Origin of the sequence: Pectobacterium zantedeschiae, from assembly GCF_004137795.1 — a bacterium.
Classification (GTDB): Bacteria; Pseudomonadota; Gammaproteobacteria; order Enterobacterales; family Enterobacteriaceae; genus Pectobacterium; species Pectobacterium zantedeschiae.
In genome coordinates this window covers 2,463,741-2,480,321 of record NZ_NWTM01000001.1, presented here as the reverse complement: position 1 = coordinate 2,480,321, position 16,581 = coordinate 2,463,741, and the positions used below count along the sequence as shown (strand labels likewise).

Genomic DNA, 16,581 nt, shown 5'->3' with positions numbered 1-16,581 from the left:
ATTATCGTGGCCGATTTTACGATCGACCACGATAAATGTATCGAATGGAATAATTCAGAGGTCCAGTACCAGAATTTTCGAACGACGTTGGTAGTTATACAGCGCCTGTTTTTTCTTCGGCAGCATTTCCACTTCAGCGGGTAAAAAGCCGCGTTCCTGGAACCAGTGGATACTGTGTGTTGTCAGCACGAACAGTTTTTGCAGACCTTGCTGACGTGCTTGAGCGGCCACGCGTACTAACAACATATCGCCACGTGATGAACTGCGATAATCCGGGTGAACCGCAACGCAGGCCATTTCTCCGATGCTTTCTTCCGGGAACGGATAAAGTGCGGCACAGGCGATAGTCAGGTTATCGCGTACTACGACAGTGAATTTGTCGATCTCCATTTCCAGCTGTTCGCGCGAGCGTCTTACCAGAATACCTTGCTCTTCCAGTGGGCGGATCAGTTCAAGAATTCCGCCGATATCATTGATGGTCGCACGGCGAACTTGCTCGGCGCTTTCCATCACGATCTGTGTACCGATTCCATCGCGTGAGAACAGTTCCTGCAACAGTGCGCCGTCGTCCTGATAGCTAATCAGGTGGCTACGACGGACGCCGCTACGACAGGCTTTGACCGCGCCGCGCAGGAATCTGACCGTACCCGAATGGTAATCGCCAGTCTGCTCTAATGCATCAATACGCTGCTGCGCATCATCGGGGAACAGCTCTGAAATGATGTGGCCTTCTGCGTTGGTCACACCCTGTGAAGAGCAGAAGCCGATCATTTTCTCTGCTTTCAGCTTAATGGCGAGCTGGGTCGCGACCTCTTCTGAGGTTAAATTGAAACTTTCACCCGTAACGGAAACTGCAACTGGGCCGAGCAGCACAATCGCGCCGCTATTCAACTGGCGGTGAACCGCTTCTTCATCAATACGGCGAATACGGCCACTGTGGCAATAGTCCACACCGTCATCAACGCCAAGCGGCTGCGCAATAATAAAATTACCGCTGACGACATTAATATGAGCACCTTGCAGCGGCGTGTTGTTCAGGCTCATCGACAATCGAGCGGTAATGTCCAGTTGCAGCATACCCGCCGCCTGTTTCACCAGCTCCAGTGTGGCGCTGTCGGTGATACGGGTATTTTTATGATAGTGGGGCTCGTAGTGGTGCGTTGTCAGGTTGGCATCGATCTGGGGGCGGGCACCATAAACGACGACCAGCTTGATCCCCAGGCTGTGTAGCAACCCGATATCATTTACGATGCTAGAGAAGTTGGCATGTTCAATGGCTTCGCCACCTAACATGATGACAAACGTTTTGCCACGGTGGGCATTGATATAGGGAACTGAATGGCGGAAGCCCTGAACCAGCTCTGTACTACGTTCCTTCACTGTGAGCCCTCTTTGCATTTTTATTCGTAATTTCTGTATTTTTATTCTTTATGACGTAAAACGCAAGAGGAAGTATTAACCAGAAAAGTGAGAGTTTTGTTTCATATCGTCACCATGCCCTAAATAATTCGAGTTGCAGGACAAAACGTTGGCGTTTTGAACAACGCAAAGCGTTGGCCCGTTAGGGCGGGGCTCATTTCTGAGCCTCGTAACGCGGCAACCGCGCGAGTCCCCGGGAGCTTACATAAGTAAGTGACTGGGGTGACAAATCTGTCGGGAGCAGATTTGAACGCTGCTTGCAGCGGCCCTTCAGGGCAAGGCCCACGACGGGCCGAGTATTTAAGAGAAGCCAACGCACATGCAGCTTGAAGTATGACGGGCATGCACAGGATTTTTGCATGACAGCATCGAGCAGATTCGTTAAAGTTTTTGACAATTTTTACCTTTATTCATTTTTGATGGCATATCCAATGCATTGGCAACACGGTAATGCAGGATAGCGCACAGCAATCAGATCGGAGCGGCATGTCTCATTCGAATCATCATCTGACTCGACGGCGTCTATTACAAAGCGCAGCAGCAACCTGGCTATTAAGCGTCAGCGGTGTGGGTTTGGCGGCGACGACACAGATCATCGCCGTGCGCGTCTGGCCGTCTTCCGCCTATACCCGCGTCACGTTGGAATCCAATCATTCGCTGAAATATAAACAGTTTAGTCTGAGTAATCCTGAACGCATTGTGGTGGATATTGAGAATGTTCATCTGAACAGTGTACTGAAGGAGATCGCTAGCCAGTTTCAGCAGGATAACGATCCGCTGATTAAAGAGGCGCGCATCGGCCAGTTTGATAAAAGTACGGTGCGTTTAGTGCTGGAGCTCAAACAGCAGGCAACGACCAAAGTCTTTACGCTGGGACCAGTGGCTGAATTCAAGCATCGACTGGTGCTGGATTTGTACCCTGCTGCGGGGCGCTATGACAACGAAGAAGATCCGCTGTTGGCGCTGTTGGAGGACTACAACAAAGGCGAACTAGAACGCACGCTGCCAGCGGAAGCGCCGAAAGCCGGGAAAGCAGGGCGGGATCGCCCGCTGATTATTATGCTCGATCCCGGTCACGGCGGTGAAGATCCCGGCGCGATTGGCAAGAATAAAACGCGTGAAAAAGACATCGTGCTGCAAATCGCCCGTCGTCTACGCAAGTTGATCGATAATGAATCCAACATGAAAGCGTATATGACGCGCAATGAAGACGTATTCATTCCGCTGCGTGTACGGGTGGCGAAAGCGCGTAAGCAGCGTGCCGATCTGTTCATTTCGATTCATGCGGATGCCTTTACCAATCGATCTGCCAGAGGATCGTCGGTTTTTGCACTCTCGAAGAAAGGGGCAACCAGTACCGCAGCCAGATTTCTGGCAGAGACCCAGAACGAATCAGATTTGATCGGTGGGGTGAGTATGAGCGGCGATCGCTATTTGGATCACACCATGTTTGATCTGGTGCAGACCGTGACGATTGGCGACAGCCTGAAGTTTGGTAAAGAGATCCTGACCCGGTTGGGCAAGGTGAATCGTCTGCACAAGAACAGCGTCGATCAGGCTGGGTTTGCGGTATTGAAAGCCCCGGATATCCCGTCTGTCCTGGTTGAGACGGCGTTTATCAGTAATCTGGAAGAAGAGCGCAAGCTGCGCACCAGTCATTTCCAGCAGCAGATTGCCGAATCCATTTTCGCAGGGATTAAAGCCTATTTTGCCAGTCAGGCGGAGCGGTAGTTCGTGTTGTTGGTATCGCTGATAGAGTCAATATTACGTATGGCCGCGTTTTGTCGGCGCGGTTTAAAAGAAATATCTCTGAAACGATCGTAGAAGTAGAGCATGTGTAGAAACATGTTTTGCAGAAAACAAAAAAGCACCCGTTAAGGTGCTTTGTCGCATAGTTCTTAATCAAAGTCTTAGTTGGTTGCGGGGGCCGGATTCGAACCGACGACCTTCGGGTTATGAGCCCGACGAGCTACCAGGCTGCTCCACCCCGCGTCCGTAATAACTAATCTTCACTGCTTTTGATGGACGATTCACATCAATTGGTTGCGGGGGCCGGATTTGAACCGACGACCTTCGGGTTATGAGCCCGACGAGCTACCAGGCTGCTCCACCCCGCGTCCGTACTGACTTATCTTTACTGCTTTTGATGGACGACTCACATCAATTGGTTGCGGGGGCCGGATTTGAACCGACGACCTTCGGGTTATGAGCCCGACGAGCTACCAGGCTGCTCCACCCCGCGTCCGTGGATGCGCACTATACTCTCCATGAACATTGATGCAACCTATTTCTGTAAAAAGCGCAGTATTTGGCTGTTAGGTGATTGATTTACCGCCTGATGGGTTGTTTTGTGAACGTAATGGGGCGATTTACAGAAAATGGCTTTTTGTGATGCCGTGAGCTGAACTGTTCTTCCCTTGCCTCATTGATTTATGCGCTGTCCCATTCCTTTCTCGATAGGCGTTTGTTATCGTTCGACGGTAAATTTTTTGATGTAAAAAGCGAGCGCAAAGATGAAGGGACGGTGGGGAAAATATGTGCTGACCGCAGTGGTCATTGCCATTCTGGCGGGGTGTCAATCGAGGCCAACCGATCGTGGGCAGCAATATAAAGATGGTCACCTCAACCAGCCTCTGGAATTGGTGAATGAGCCTAATGCCAAAGGAAAGCCGGTCAATGCGCGGGATTTCATCACTCAGGTTTCGGAAATTCGGTCGGCGTCACCGAATCTCTACACACGTAATAACACGACCTTTCAGGCGATCGAAAACTGGATGATGTCGGGGGCGGATACCCGCGAACTGAGCAAATTTGGTCTGAACGCCTGGCAGATGGAAGGTGTCGATAACTTTGGGAACGTGCAGTTCACGGGCTATTACACGCCAGTATTACAGGCGCGCCATACCCGTCAGGGTGAATTCCGCCATCCTTTATATGCTATGCCTGCAAAGGGTAAAAATAACCGCCGTTTACCGGATCGGGCCGGAATTTATTCAGGCGCGCTGGATGAGCGATTGGTTCTTGCCTGGACCAACTCGCTGGTTGATAACTTCATGATGGAAGTGCAGGGCAGCGCTTATATAGATTTTGGCGATGGACGCCCGCTGACGTTCTTCGGCTACGCAGGCAAAAACGGCCATGCCTATCGCAGTATTGGCAAGGTGTTGATCGATCGTGGTGAAGTGCCGCGTGAAGAGATGTCGATGCAGGCGATCCGCAAATGGGCGGAGCAGCATTCCGAGTATGAAGTGCGTGAGCTGTTTGAGCAAAATCCTTCTTTTGTCTTCTTTAAGCCGATGATGTCTGCGCCAGTGAAAGGGGCGAGCGCTGTGCCGTTGGTGGCGAAAGCTTCCGTGGCTTCTGACCGCTCGCTGATTCCGGCAGGTACTGCTCTGTTAATGGAAGTACCGTTGTTGGATAACGTCGGAAAATTCACCGGCAAGTATGAGATGCGCTTGATGATTGCGCTGGATGTCGGTGGGGCAATTAAAGGCCAACACTTCGATATGTATCAGGGTATTGGGCCTGATGCAGGGCATTCGGCTGGTTTCTACAATCACTATGGACGGGTCTGGGTGTTGAAGAACGCACAAAGCAGTACGGCGAACGGTTCAGGCTCGCTGTTAGTCAGTAATCCGCAGTAGCTATCTCTTTCGTTTGATATCTCAGAAGTGGCTCTCTATTTACGCCACTTCTGAGAGTAAATCTTCGCGTTCTACACGCTAATCTCCAGAAGATAATCAGCTTTTAAAACCGTATTTGCTGCTCAGTCCTAATTCGTTCACGATGCGAACGCCGGAATCCAACGCTTCGCCTTGTAATCCTCTCAGCGGACGGCGCAGACTGCCTGCCGGTAAACCTACCGCCTTCATCAATGATTTCACCGCCACCGGGTTGATTGCCGAATAGGTGTAATGCAGCAGCGGCAGCAAATGCTGATAGGCTTTACGGAAGCGTTCTGCATCCTCGCCGTTTTTCCACGGCCGAGAAATTTCGGCCAGTTCTGCTGGCGCAATATTTCCCGTCATGTTGGCTGTTCCATGGCCTCCCAGCGACATGGTTGGCACCACTAAACCTAGGTTGGGCGAGTCGCAGCACATCACCGAAACATCAGGATTACCTGCCAGAACTTGTGCGACCTGACCCACGCGAGTCGTGGATTCTTTATGAATAACGTAGTTCGGGTGTTTGAAAATACGCAGCAGCGATGTCCAGTGCAGATCCGTTTTCACGCGTGGCGGGTTGTTATAAATTCCTAACGGCAAATCGGTCGCGTCTGCAATTTCCAGGAAGTAGCTTTCGATATCGCTCTCGCTGGCACAGATATAAGCCGGTGCGGCGATAATGGCACCGTCTGCGCCGTTGTCATGTGCATAGCGAACATAGTCAATGGTGGTATCGGTATTGTTACCGGTACAGCCGTAGAACAGCTTCATTTTACTGGTGCTGTATTGTGCGGTACGGCGGATGATCGCTTTTCTCTCATCTGGGGACAGCATGGAAACTTCCCCTGTTGAGCCCATAATCAAAACGGCAGCCGTGCCGTTGTCTTCCTGGAATTTTAATAACGTCTCAAATGCGCCGAAATCCACGCTACCATCGTCATTAAAAGGTGTGATGAGGGCTACAAAGGACCCTTCAATTTTTTCTCTGCTCATGTCTGTTTCCTGTCGGTTTAAACATATTATGGATAAATAAAAAATCAGGACGGGTTAATCTCGTCTGCTTAAATACGGATTTTGGGGACTTCAGTCAGCGGTGCTGCGATAAAGCCCGCCTCGACAAAACGTAATAGATGCGACAGCACGCGGTCGTCATCGCGGTTGTCACATAGCCCTTTGGAGAGCAGCGCCAGACGGCCAGAACGCGGATCGGCGTCGGTTAATACGTGCATGGCAGCACCACGGGCAAATTCATAGCGCCAGATCACCTCTGCGCGCGATAACGACGGCAACGCATGAGTAAATGCATCGATAAAACGGTGGGCAACCTGATCGAACTGAGCCGAAAGCAAGGCGGTGACTTCCAGACCTGGCGTCGCGCGTAGGTGCTGTAATAGTCGAACGACAATACGTCCACCGTCAGGCGTGCGGGCCGTTTTAACCAGTGGGCGCAATAGTGCATCCAGCAGCGAGGCAACGGGCAGAACACCACCTTGATTGGCTTTTTCCACCTCATCCAGCAGACGCGTTCTTTCGTCATTTAACGGGCCAAGAACATGGTCCAGCACAGCACGCAGCAATCCTTCTTTCGAACCAAAGTAATAATTCACTGATGCCACGTTCACGTTGGTGGCTTCGGTGATTTCACGAATCGTCGTGAGTTCACTTCCTTTGCTGGCGAAGATCGTGATGGCTTCACGCAGGATGCGCTGTTTAATGTCTGCCTCTTTTTCTTTGCTTTGCGCTTTGGTTTTCAATAACTCCACCATGATTCATCCTTTTTGTTCTTGCGCGACGCCGGATGTACCGTCGTCATGCATTGTTATATTTAGGCCGTGAGAGAATGGGCTGCCGTTCTCGCGATATCACCTTTCGATAAACCCAGCTCCTGATAAACCAAGATCGCCCAATAGCGGATCCCTAATGGGAGCAGCGCATCATTAAAGTCGTAGTGCGGGGTATGCAGGTGATGTACGTTGGCCGTACCTTTGTCGCTGTTTCCTAGCATCATGAACGCGCCGGGACGCTGTTCCAGCATGTAGGCAAAGTCTTCTGCGCCCAGCAGCGGCGTCATGGCGGTTTCAACCTGTTCGAGCCCGGCCACCTGCGCAGCGGCGTTAATGGCTAGTTGCGTGGCGTGTGTATCATTAACCAGCGCGGGATATTGCCGTTCATAGTGCACATCGGCCGTCGCACCAAAGCCCTGCGCAGTGCTGTGCGCCAGTTCTCGCAGACGTATTTCCAGCAGGTGGCGAACGCTCGCCGAGTAGCTCCGCCCAGTTCCCTTAAGGATGACGCTGTCAGGGATAACGTTCGGGGCATTGATATCGCCGCCCTGAATATGCCCAATGCTGAGCACCGCTGCGTCCATCGCGGGGACGTTGCGACTGATTATCGTCTGTAGGCCCAGCATAAATTGTGCGGCAGGCAGCGTTGGATCGATAGAAAGGTGGACGCCTGAACCGCCATGCCCACCTGTGCCGTGAAACGTGACCTGCCAGGTATCGCTGGCCGCCAGCATCGGGCCGCTGCGAATAGCGAACTTACCGACCTCGATACCGGGCTTGTTGTGGAGGCCAAACAGTCGATTGCAGGGGAACGTGGTCAGCAGGCCGTCATTTAGCATGGCAATCCCGCCGCCTAATCCTTCCTCTGCCGGTTGGAAAATAAAGTGCACGGTGCCAGCGAAGTCGGGGTGCAGAGACAAATAGCGTGCGGCACCCAATAGCATGGTGGTGTGTCCATCATGTCCACAGGCGTGCATTTTCCCTGCGTGTACCGAGGCATAAGGCAGAGCGGTTTTTTCACTGATATATAGCGCATCCATATCAGCGCGCAGGCCGATGCTGTCTTCACTGGGATAGCGGCCGCGTAAGGTGGCGACCACGCCCGTTCCACCGATGCCTGTGGTGACGGCAAGCCCCCATTCTGTCAGTTTTTCTGCCACCAGTTGGGCAGTAGCAAACTCTTCGAAGCCGATTTCTGGGTGCTGATGAATATGGTGACGAATCGCAATCAGTTCAGGCAAAAAATCCTGAATGACCGATTCCATCTTCGTTTGGTCAATGACAGTCGATGTGCTCGCTTTGTGTTCACCGTGCTTATCCATGTGCCTGCCTGCTCATCTGCTGTGGAGACACAGGCGCTTCGCGCAGCTCGCTACCGGGGGCGGCATCGATCAGTTTACGGGTATACGGATGCTGTGGCTGATGCCAGATACTGTGGTGATCGCCACTTTCCACACAGCGTCCGTTTTGCATGACCATGACCCGGTCGGCGATATAGCGCACCACCGCGAGATCATGAGAAATAAACAGCAGCGACAGGCCCATTTCGTTTTTTAACTCCACCAGCAGATTGAGAATTTGCGCCTGAATAGAGACATCGAGCGCGGATACGGGCTCGTCGCAAATCACCAGTGAAGGGCGTACTACCAGCGCCCGAGCAATACCGATACGCTGACGCTGCCCGCCGGAAAACTCATGGGGATAGCGATTCAGGCTGCTTTGCGGCAGACCGACGCGCTCGATGATATTGTTGATCGCCTGTTGTCGTTGCGGACGATCGCCAAGGCCATGCACAACCAGCGGTGTTTCAAGAATGTGCTGAATGCTATGGCGTGGATTCAGCGAGGCATAGGGGTCCTGAAAGATCATCTGTACTCGCTGACGTAACGTTTTCAACCGCGATTCTTTTAGCGTGGTGATATCTTGCCCATCAAAAACGATCTGCCCGTGTGAAGGTGGTAACAGACGCAGAATGGTTTTGGACAAGGTTGATTTACCACAGCCGGATTCGCCCACCAGACCCAGCGTTTCTCCGGGTAAAATTGTCAGTGACACATCGTCAACCGCCAGCACCTTGCCCTGCGGTGTTGAATAGCGGGTCTGAATATTTTGCAGCGAGAGCAGCGGTTGCTGGCCCGTATCGATGGCTCGGTGAATCAAGCTAGGTGGCGTCAGCAACGTAAAACTTGAGTCATCGTTCGTCGTCGCGTGATGGATTTCCGCTAGCCGATGGGTACGGTAATGTCTGTCCTGCTCCATATGTAGCGATGTTGCCAGCAGCCCACGTGTGTAGTTATGCTTGGGGGAAACGTTATGCTTGGGTGAAAGGCTGTGCGTAGGCGACTGAAACAGTTCGGCTGCCTGTGCTTCTTCTACTTTTTGCCCGGAATACATCACCGCTACGCGGTCGGCCCATTGCGCTACCAGTCCAAGATCGTGGGTAATCAGCAGCAGGCTCATTGAAAATTCACGACGCAGATTATCCAGCAGTGCCAAAATTTGTGCCTGAATGGTGACGTCCAGCGCCGTGGTTGGCTCATCGGCAATTAGCAAACGCGGACGGCACGCCACTGCCATGGCGATCATGACGCGCTGACGCTGACCGCCAGATAGATTATGCGGATAGTCATCCACTCGTCTGGCTGGCTCAGGGATCTTGACCAGATCCAGCAGCTCGATAGTGCGAGTTCGTGCCTGTGCTGGCGTTAGCGCTTCATGCAACCGCAGCGTTTCACTAATCTGTTGCCCGATAGAGAGCACTGGATTGAGCGAAGTCATCGGTTCCTGAAAAATCATCGACAGCGCATTGCCACGCAGTTGGCGCATTTTTCGATCTGGCAGGGTAAGCAAATCGTGTCCGTCAAACAGAATACGGCCGCTGATTTTTCCCGGCTCGGCGACCAGTCGCATCAGGGACAGCGCTGTCGCGGATTTACCACAGCCAGATTCACCGACTAGCGCCAGCGTTTCTCCGGCATTAATCGTCAGGTTTAGCCCTCGAACAGCTTGGTGGTAGGGAAAATCGACGCGTAAATCTTGAATATCGACCAGTGGCTTCATGCGCTTCTCCCCCCTAAGCGTGGATTCAGGGCATCGTTCAACGCGTCGCCCACCAGATTCAGTGACAGCACGGTTAATACCAGTGCAGTGCCGGGCAGGGCGGTAAGAAACCAGGCGGTACGCAGCGATTCGCGGCCAGCGCCGATCATGCTGCCCCAGCTCACGCGGTTCGGATCGCCAAAACCTAAGAAGGATAAGGCGGACTCAATCAAAATGGCCGAGGCGACCATGACCGACGTGGTGACGATGATTGACGGCAGCGCGTTTGGCAGCATTTCCTGAAAGATGATACGCAGGCTGGAAAATCCCTGACTGCGTGCGGCTAACACAAAATCGCTTTCACGCAGCGAGCGAAATTCGGCCCGCACCAGACGTGCAATCGTTGGCCAAGCGGCAATACCGATGGCCAGAGAAATCAGCGTAACCGAAGGGGAACCGATGGCGACCAGTACCACGACCAGCAAAAAGGTCGGAAAGGTCTGGAACAGTTCGGTGATGTGAACCAACAGGTCATCAATCCGACCGCCAAAATAGCCCGCTAATGCACCGACGACAGTGCCAATTAACAGACTGACCATCACGGCCGAGAAGCCGATTTGCAAGGAAACCTGTGAGCCATGGACGATTCCAGCAGCGACATCTCGGCCCATTGAATCAGTTCCCAGTGGGAAATTAGGGTTTTCACCCGGCCACAAGAAAGGCTGAGCGACCATATCCAGTGGATCGCCGGGATACAGTAACGGCGCAAGCACCGCCATCAGAAATACCGTAATCAGCAACAGCAGGCCAGCCATCCCCGCGGGATTACGGATAAATGCGCGTACCTCCGGCGACAGGCGAAAAGGCGTTTTTAACGTGCGAGTCGTCACTGCGCTAGCGCCATCAACTGTGGCTTTCTTTGGCGCGAGGTTTTCAGGAGAAAGGTCATTCATATCAGCGAGCCTTAATTCGGGGATCGAGCCAGGATTGCAGTAAGTCCACCAGCACGTTAGCCAAAATGACGAGGAATGCGGAAAGCAGCAGGACACCCAGCAAGACGTTGAAGTCGCGTGCCATCACTGCTTCCAGCGCCAAACGGCCCAACCCAGGCCAGCTAAAGACCGTCTCGACCACGGCCGCTCCGCCCAGCAGATTGCCGAAGTGCATACCCGCAACGGTAGTAATTGGCAGCAGCGCACAGCGCAGAATGTGTCTGAGGGTGACCCACAGCGGCGACAGCCCTTTGGCATGCGCGGTGCGCACGAAATCCTGCTGAGCGATTTCCAGCATGGCCGCTCGGGTCAGGCGGGCATAAATGGCAATAAAAAAGCTGCTCAGCGCCAGTACCGGGAGAATGGCATGCTGCAACATATCCTTGAAATATGCCCAGCCAGTCAGATTTGCGCCGATGGTGATGTTGCCGCCGCTTGGCAGCCAATCAAGATGAACGGAAAACAGAATCAGCGTCATCAGGCCGATCCAAAATCCCGGTGTGGAATAGAGCAGCAGCGCGAGCAGAGAAAGCAGGCGATCGGGCCATTTACCCGCCCACACCGCCATTATCGCTCCCAGTGCGATACCGATAACGATGGCGAATACCTGTGACAGCAGCATCAGGAACAGGGTGCCCGGTAGTCGTGACAGAATCAGGTCCATCACCGGTGCGTTGTAGCGGGGAGAAAAACCGAGGCTGAACTGTGCCAAATTGCCCAAATAAACCGAGAGCTGTTGCAGTATGGGCTGATCGAGACCGAATTGGGCGCGTAGGTGTGCCATAGTCGCTTCGGTTGCATTACCAGACTCGCCTGCCAGCACATCAACGGCGTCTCCCGGCACCAACTGCAACAGGAAAAACACCAGAATGATAATGCCAATCGCCGTTGGCAGCGCATGAAGCAGAGTACGCCACAGTACGCGCCCGATTCGTTCTACTTTATTCATCACATACCTTCATGAGAGTTCCCCTGCCAGCGCAGGGGAATGCTGTATTACGATTACTGATCCAGCCACACGTCGGCCAGGCTACCGTTAACACCTTGAATATCCGTGACGACGTTATGCACACGCTTGTTGTAAATGGTCTGGCGCTTAATCTGGAGCAGGTTCAAATCAGGAATATCCGTGGCGATGATGCGTTGGAACTGTTTGTACAATTCCACGCGTTTTTCAGGATCGGTTTCCACCGAAGCCTGCTCAAGCAGACGGTCTACTTCTGGGTTGCTGTAATGTGAGCCGTTGCCGAAAGGCACGCCCGGTTGATAAGTTTTTGACCAGTACAGGCGCTGCACGCCTACCGCTGGATCGAACAGGTTTGAAATAGAGCCGTTGTTGAAGTCAAAGTCGCGGTCGGTATAAACGCGCTTAACAAAAGTGGCAAAATCTTGAGAGCGAATGGTGACGTCAATACCGACTTTAGCCAGCGACGATTTAAGGTATTCCGCTACGCGTTTGAAGCTGTCGCCATAGGGCATGAAGTCATGTACCAGCTTGAAGCGGATACCGTTTGCCTGACGTGGGAAGCCCGCCTCGTCCAACAGCTTGTTTGCTTTGGCAATATCGAAGCCATAAGGTGACGGCGTCGTATCATGGAACTGTGCCAACTCCGGCGTAATCGGCGTTGGTGAGTTGACCGCATAGCCGTACCACACCACGTTTTTCAACACCTCAATATTGATGCTGTGCGCAATAGCCTGACGAACTTTCAGGTTCTTCAGATAAGGGTTATCCAGATTGAACTCGATGCGGGTTTGCGTCGGGCTGTAACCATAGCCAGCGGTTTCAATGCCCAGCTTGGGGTTCTTCTTGATGCGTTCAATTTCACTCAGTGGAACGGGAGAGTCGCTTCCCAGATCCAATGCACCGGTTTCAAGCGCAATCGTGCGAGTGGCGGCATCGGGGATGATCTTCACCACCAGTTTATCGACGTACGGCTTAGGGCTGTCCCAATAGTTCGGGTTACGTTCATAAAGGATATGGCTGCCACGCACCCATTCCTTGAACACAAACGGGCCAGTACCAATCGGCGCGGTATTGTGAGGATTAGACAGAATGTCTGTGCCTTCGTATAAGTGCTTCGGCACGATAGGTGCTTCATTGGCGGAGAATGCGCTCAGCAGATAAGGTGCAGGTTTTGACAGTTCCAGGATCGCGGTGTACGGATCGGGGGTCTTCACTTCGGTGACGTTGGCAAACGTGCCCTGACCACGTGAATTGTATTTTTTGACGGTCAGAATGGAAAACGCGACATCCGCAGAAGTGAAGTCTTGCCCGTCATGCCATTTCACGCCTTTGCGCAGGTGGAACGTATACTGTTTACCGTCCGGGCTAACCGACCAACTGGTCGCAAGCTGCGGGGTTGGTTTCATATCGAAATCGTAATTCAACAGCCCTTCAATCACCTTAGCGTTGATCTTCATCACCGCACCGCTGGTGCTAACCAGGCTGGTTAAGACAGGCGGTTCAGGTTCGGCCAAAAAATTCAGCGTGCCGCCACGTTTAGGCGTCAATGTTTCAGCCTGTGTGGCAAGGCTGAAGAGCGAAGACGTCAGAATCAGCGCTGACAAGAATAGATTTTTTTTCATATTTCCCATCCGTATGCAGAGGGCAGAGGTGTGCTCCCCGCTTTTATTTTTTAATAGCGTGTTTTGAATGATGTGTTTGAGGCGACAACGCACATTTCTCTGAGGAAGAGAAATGAGGGCAACATCGGGGCAGTAATGAGATATACCCGTCATACTTCAAGTTGCATGTGCGTTGGCTGCGCTACTCGGCACACTTACGTGCACCTCGCCCCGTTGGGGCCGCTGCCAGCAGCGTTCAAATCTGCCTTTGGCAGATTTGTCAGTCACCCGAATCACTTACCTAAGTAAGTTCATCTGGATGAAATGAGAGACATCCTGCCTCTCACCGAAGGCTAGCCGTTGGCTGGTCAAATTCGTTCCAGACGAATTTGTCCCTCTCTTGCCGCCTTTCTGAAACTCGAACTATTTAGGGTATAGCTGTGTGGCGTAATGGTTTTCATGCTGCGTTCCTGGTTTGAATAACGAAAAAATAATAAAACTGCATGAATTTTAAAGCGGGTCACTTAAGCCTCATTTTAGGAGAAACATGGAGATGAGGTTCCCACAGGGACACTTCACCCCGTGGTCGCTCCGTGTATCTCGGTTCTTAAAACGATCGGCATTATCCTGAACCACCTCTTTATTTTCTGGTTAAACCCTAGCCCAACATGTGTTTTAAACGAACGTTTAAATATGGATAACGAATGCAAAATTATGCATAAGCTATTCACTCTTCTTGCTGTTGGGGACATAGATAATTCAGGTTATTATCCACCCTGCTAATTACTTATCCTGAGGTTGTCGTGGCGATTAAACGTTATCCACATCTTGCGCATTGGGGCGCGTTTACCGCTGTGGTTGAAGACGGCAGGCTGATTCGATGCGAGCCGTTTGTTGACGATCCTGCACCTTCCGCTATGCTCGATTCCATTGTGCCGCTGGTGTATTCCGACCGGCGTATCCGTCGACCTTCGGTACGTCGTTCCTGGCTCCAAAAACGAGAAAATAGCGACAGGACGCTGCGTGGTCGGGAAGACTTTGTTGAGGTAGATTGGGACGTAGCTCTCGATCTGGTCGCGCAGGAAAATCGCCGTATTCGCGATCGCTATGGTGCGGATGGCCTCTTTGCTGGCTCTTACGGCTGGTCGTCTGCTGGGCGTTATCACCACGCGCGTTCTCAGGTGCGACGCTTCTATTTTTCCGGCGGTGGTGCGGTTGACCAACAGGGAAATTACAGTTGGGGATCCGCGCAATTCTTCCTGCCTTATGTGATTGGCACCTTCCATCCGCTGACGGGCAAGGTGACCGAATGGCGCAGCGTTGCCGAGCACTGTGATATTTTCCTCGCGTTTGGTGGTCTGGCGTTGAGAAATTCGCAGATAGCTTCAGGCGGTGCCGGGCACCATACACTTAAGCCTGCATTGGAAGCACTGGTGGCGAAAGGGATTCCCGTTATTAACATCAGCCCGATGCGCGACGATTGCCCTGAGTTTGTGAATGCCGAGTGGATTCCCATCCGTCCGAATACCGATGTTGCCCTGATGCTGGCGCTGGGCTATGAGATTCAGCGCTTGGGAGCTGATGATAAGGATTTCCTGCAACGCTACTGCGTCGGGTATGAGCAACTGAGTGACTATTTACACGGTCGCGGCGATGGCGTGGTGAAAACGCCCGAATGGGCCAGCGATATCACGGGCATTCCCGCTAAGCGCATCCGGCGTCTGGCGCAGCAGCTAATTGGCGTGCGTAGCTTCATTACCTGTTCTTATTCCGTTCAGCGCGCACACCGTGGCGAACAGCCTTACTGGATGATGATCGCACTGTCTTCAATGCTGGGGCAGGTGGGATTACCGGGCGGTGGCTTCTCCTTCGGCCATGGTTCGATGAACAGCGTTGGTAACGAGCGGATTTCAACGCCTGCGCCCGCTTCGCCTTCCAGCCCAAACGCAGGGAGCGCGATCCCCGTGGCGCGTATCGCGGATATGCTATTGCATCCGGGAACGCCTTATACCTTTCGGGGTGAAACCCATACTTATCCCGATGTTCACCTGATTCACTGGGCGGGCGGTAATCCGTTCCATCATCACCAGCAGTTGAACCGCTTGGTGGACGGTTGGCGTAAACCAGATACGGTGATTGTGCAGGATATCGTCTGGACGCCAGCGGCGCAGATGGCCGACATCGTGCTGCCCGTTACCACTACGCTGGAGCGTAACGATATCGGCGGATCGTCCCGCGATCGCTTTATCTTTGCTATGCATCAAGCGATTACACCGCAGCATCAGGCACGTAATGATGTGGATATTTTCAGCGAGCTGGCAGAGCGTCTGGGCTATAAAGACACGTTTACACAAAATCGCAACGAGCAGCAGTGGGTGGAGCACCTTTATGAGGAATGTCGGGCAAGGCAGCGAGACGCCGCTGACAGCTGGCCGTCATTTGAGGACTTCTGGCAGCAGGGACATGTAGAAATCCCGATGGATGAAAAGCCGTTTGTGTTCTTTGAAGATTTTCGCCGCGATCCGCAGCATCATGCCTTGAGTACACCAAGCGGTAAGATCGAACTGTTCAGCTCGGCTATTGCCAGCTATGGCTATGCCGATTTTGCGCCGCATCCTGAGTGGCAGCCTCCCGTTGAATGGCTAGGGGCCAAAAGTACGGAAGAATGGCCGCTGCACTTTATTTCCATTCAGCCCTCTGACCGTTTGCACAGCCAATTGGCCGCCACGCCGCAGGTTGCCGCGAATAAGACCGCTGGAAAAGAGACGTTGTACATGCATCCGCAGGATGCTACCGCACGGAATATTACCGATCGTTCGCAGGTCGAAGTCAGAAACGCGCGTGGTCGTATTCTGGCTGGCGTACAGATTACTGACGGTGTAACACCTGGCGTGGTGATCATGTCTACTGGCGCCTGGTTTGAGCCCGGTTTTGGTCAGAAAACGTGGCATCCGGTTGAGCAATCAGGAAATGCGAATGTATTAACGCTGGATATCGGCACATCGCCGCTGACGCAGGGGCCGAACGCGATGAGCTGTCTGGTAGATGTTGTGCGGGTTTAGCGCTATTCTGAGCCGCTTTTCGCTGTGTTATTTTCTTGTGATTTTGTTTTCG

General features: G+C 52.7%; 11 protein-coding genes and 3 tRNA genes. 3 read left to right on the top strand and 11 right to left on the bottom strand.

Features of this window, described 5'->3' with window-relative positions; all coding sequences use genetic code 11:
- Positions 1-54: 54 nt before the first annotated feature.
- Positions 55-1,398: an amino-acid N-acetyltransferase gene (argA, locus tag CLR69_RS11225; protein ID WP_197730547.1), complete on the bottom strand. Its 1,344-nt coding sequence runs from the start codon at positions 1,396-1,398 to the stop codon at positions 55-57.
- Positions 1,399-1,905: 507 nt separating this feature from the next.
- On the opposite strand from argA, the gene amiC reads away from it, so the two are divergent.
- Positions 1,906-3,150, top strand: a complete 1,245-nt coding sequence (amiC, locus tag CLR69_RS11220; protein ID WP_129712398.1) for an N-acetylmuramoyl-L-alanine amidase AmiC — start codon at positions 1,906-1,908, stop codon at positions 3,148-3,150.
- A 184-nt stretch (positions 3,151-3,334) separates the two neighbouring features.
- On the opposite strand, the gene CLR69_RS11215 is transcribed toward amiC, so the two are convergent.
- The 3 genes from CLR69_RS11215 to CLR69_RS11205 form a co-directional block, all read right to left on the bottom strand.
- Positions 3,335-3,411 (bottom strand) — tRNA-Met (locus tag CLR69_RS11215).
- Positions 3,412-3,459: 48 nt separating this feature from the next.
- A tRNA-Met gene (locus CLR69_RS11210) sits at positions 3,460-3,536 on the bottom strand.
- 48 nt (positions 3,537-3,584) lie between these two features.
- Positions 3,585-3,661: transfer RNA gene (locus CLR69_RS11205), tRNA-Met, on the bottom strand.
- 271 nt (positions 3,662-3,932) lie between these two features.
- Here CLR69_RS11205 and mltA point away from each other — a divergent pair.
- Positions 3,933-5,063, top strand: coding sequence for a murein transglycosylase A (mltA, locus tag CLR69_RS11200; RefSeq protein WP_129712682.1), 1,131 nt, complete (start codon positions 3,933-3,935; stop codon positions 5,061-5,063).
- Positions 5,064-5,159: 96 nt separating this feature from the next.
- On the opposite strand, the gene CLR69_RS11195 is transcribed toward mltA, so the two are convergent.
- The 7 genes from CLR69_RS11195 to CLR69_RS11165 all read right to left on the bottom strand — a co-directional run bounded on the left by CLR69_RS11195 (position 5,160) and on the right by CLR69_RS11165 (position 13,488).
- Positions 5,160-6,077, bottom strand: coding sequence for a 4-hydroxy-tetrahydrodipicolinate synthase family protein (locus CLR69_RS11195; RefSeq protein ID WP_129703124.1), 918 nt, complete (start codon positions 6,075-6,077; stop codon positions 5,160-5,162).
- A 68-nt stretch (positions 6,078-6,145) separates the two neighbouring features.
- On the bottom strand, positions 6,146-6,850 hold the full coding sequence (locus CLR69_RS11190; protein ID WP_129703126.1) for a TetR/AcrR family transcriptional regulator: 705 nt from the start codon (positions 6,848-6,850) through the stop codon (positions 6,146-6,148).
- Between the two features lie 59 nt (positions 6,851-6,909).
- The gene (locus CLR69_RS11185) at positions 6,910-8,190 is read right to left on the bottom strand and encodes a M20 aminoacylase family protein (RefSeq protein ID WP_129712681.1); all 1,281 of its coding nucleotides are present in this window, start codon (positions 8,188-8,190) and stop codon (positions 6,910-6,912) included.
- Positions 8,183-9,928 carry an ABC transporter ATP-binding protein gene (locus tag CLR69_RS11180; protein ID WP_129712680.1) on the bottom strand — a complete coding sequence of 582 codons (1,746 nt, stop codon included), beginning with the start codon at positions 9,926-9,928 and terminating at the stop codon, positions 8,183-8,185. Before CLR69_RS11180 ends, CLR69_RS11185 begins: the two co-directional genes overlap by 8 nt.
- Positions 9,925-10,860 carry an ABC transporter permease gene (locus CLR69_RS11175; RefSeq protein ID WP_129712679.1) on the bottom strand — a complete coding sequence of 312 codons (936 nt, stop codon included), beginning with the start codon at positions 10,858-10,860 and terminating at the stop codon, positions 9,925-9,927. Before CLR69_RS11175 ends, CLR69_RS11180 begins: the two co-directional genes overlap by 4 nt.
- A 1-nt stretch (position 10,861) precedes the next feature.
- Positions 10,862-11,848, bottom strand: coding sequence for an ABC transporter permease (locus CLR69_RS11170; protein ID WP_129712678.1), 987 nt, complete (start codon positions 11,846-11,848; stop codon positions 10,862-10,864).
- Positions 11,849-11,901: 53 nt separating this feature from the next.
- Positions 11,902-13,488, bottom strand: a complete 1,587-nt coding sequence (locus CLR69_RS11165) for an ABC transporter substrate-binding protein (RefSeq protein ID WP_129703135.1) — start codon at positions 13,486-13,488, stop codon at positions 11,902-11,904.
- A gap of 782 nt (positions 13,489-14,270) precedes the next feature.
- On the opposite strand from CLR69_RS11165, the gene CLR69_RS11160 reads away from it, so the two are divergent.
- Positions 14,271-16,529, top strand: a complete 2,259-nt coding sequence (locus tag CLR69_RS11160; RefSeq protein WP_129712677.1) for a molybdopterin-dependent oxidoreductase — start codon at positions 14,271-14,273, stop codon at positions 16,527-16,529.
- Positions 16,530-16,581 lie beyond the last annotated feature (52 nt).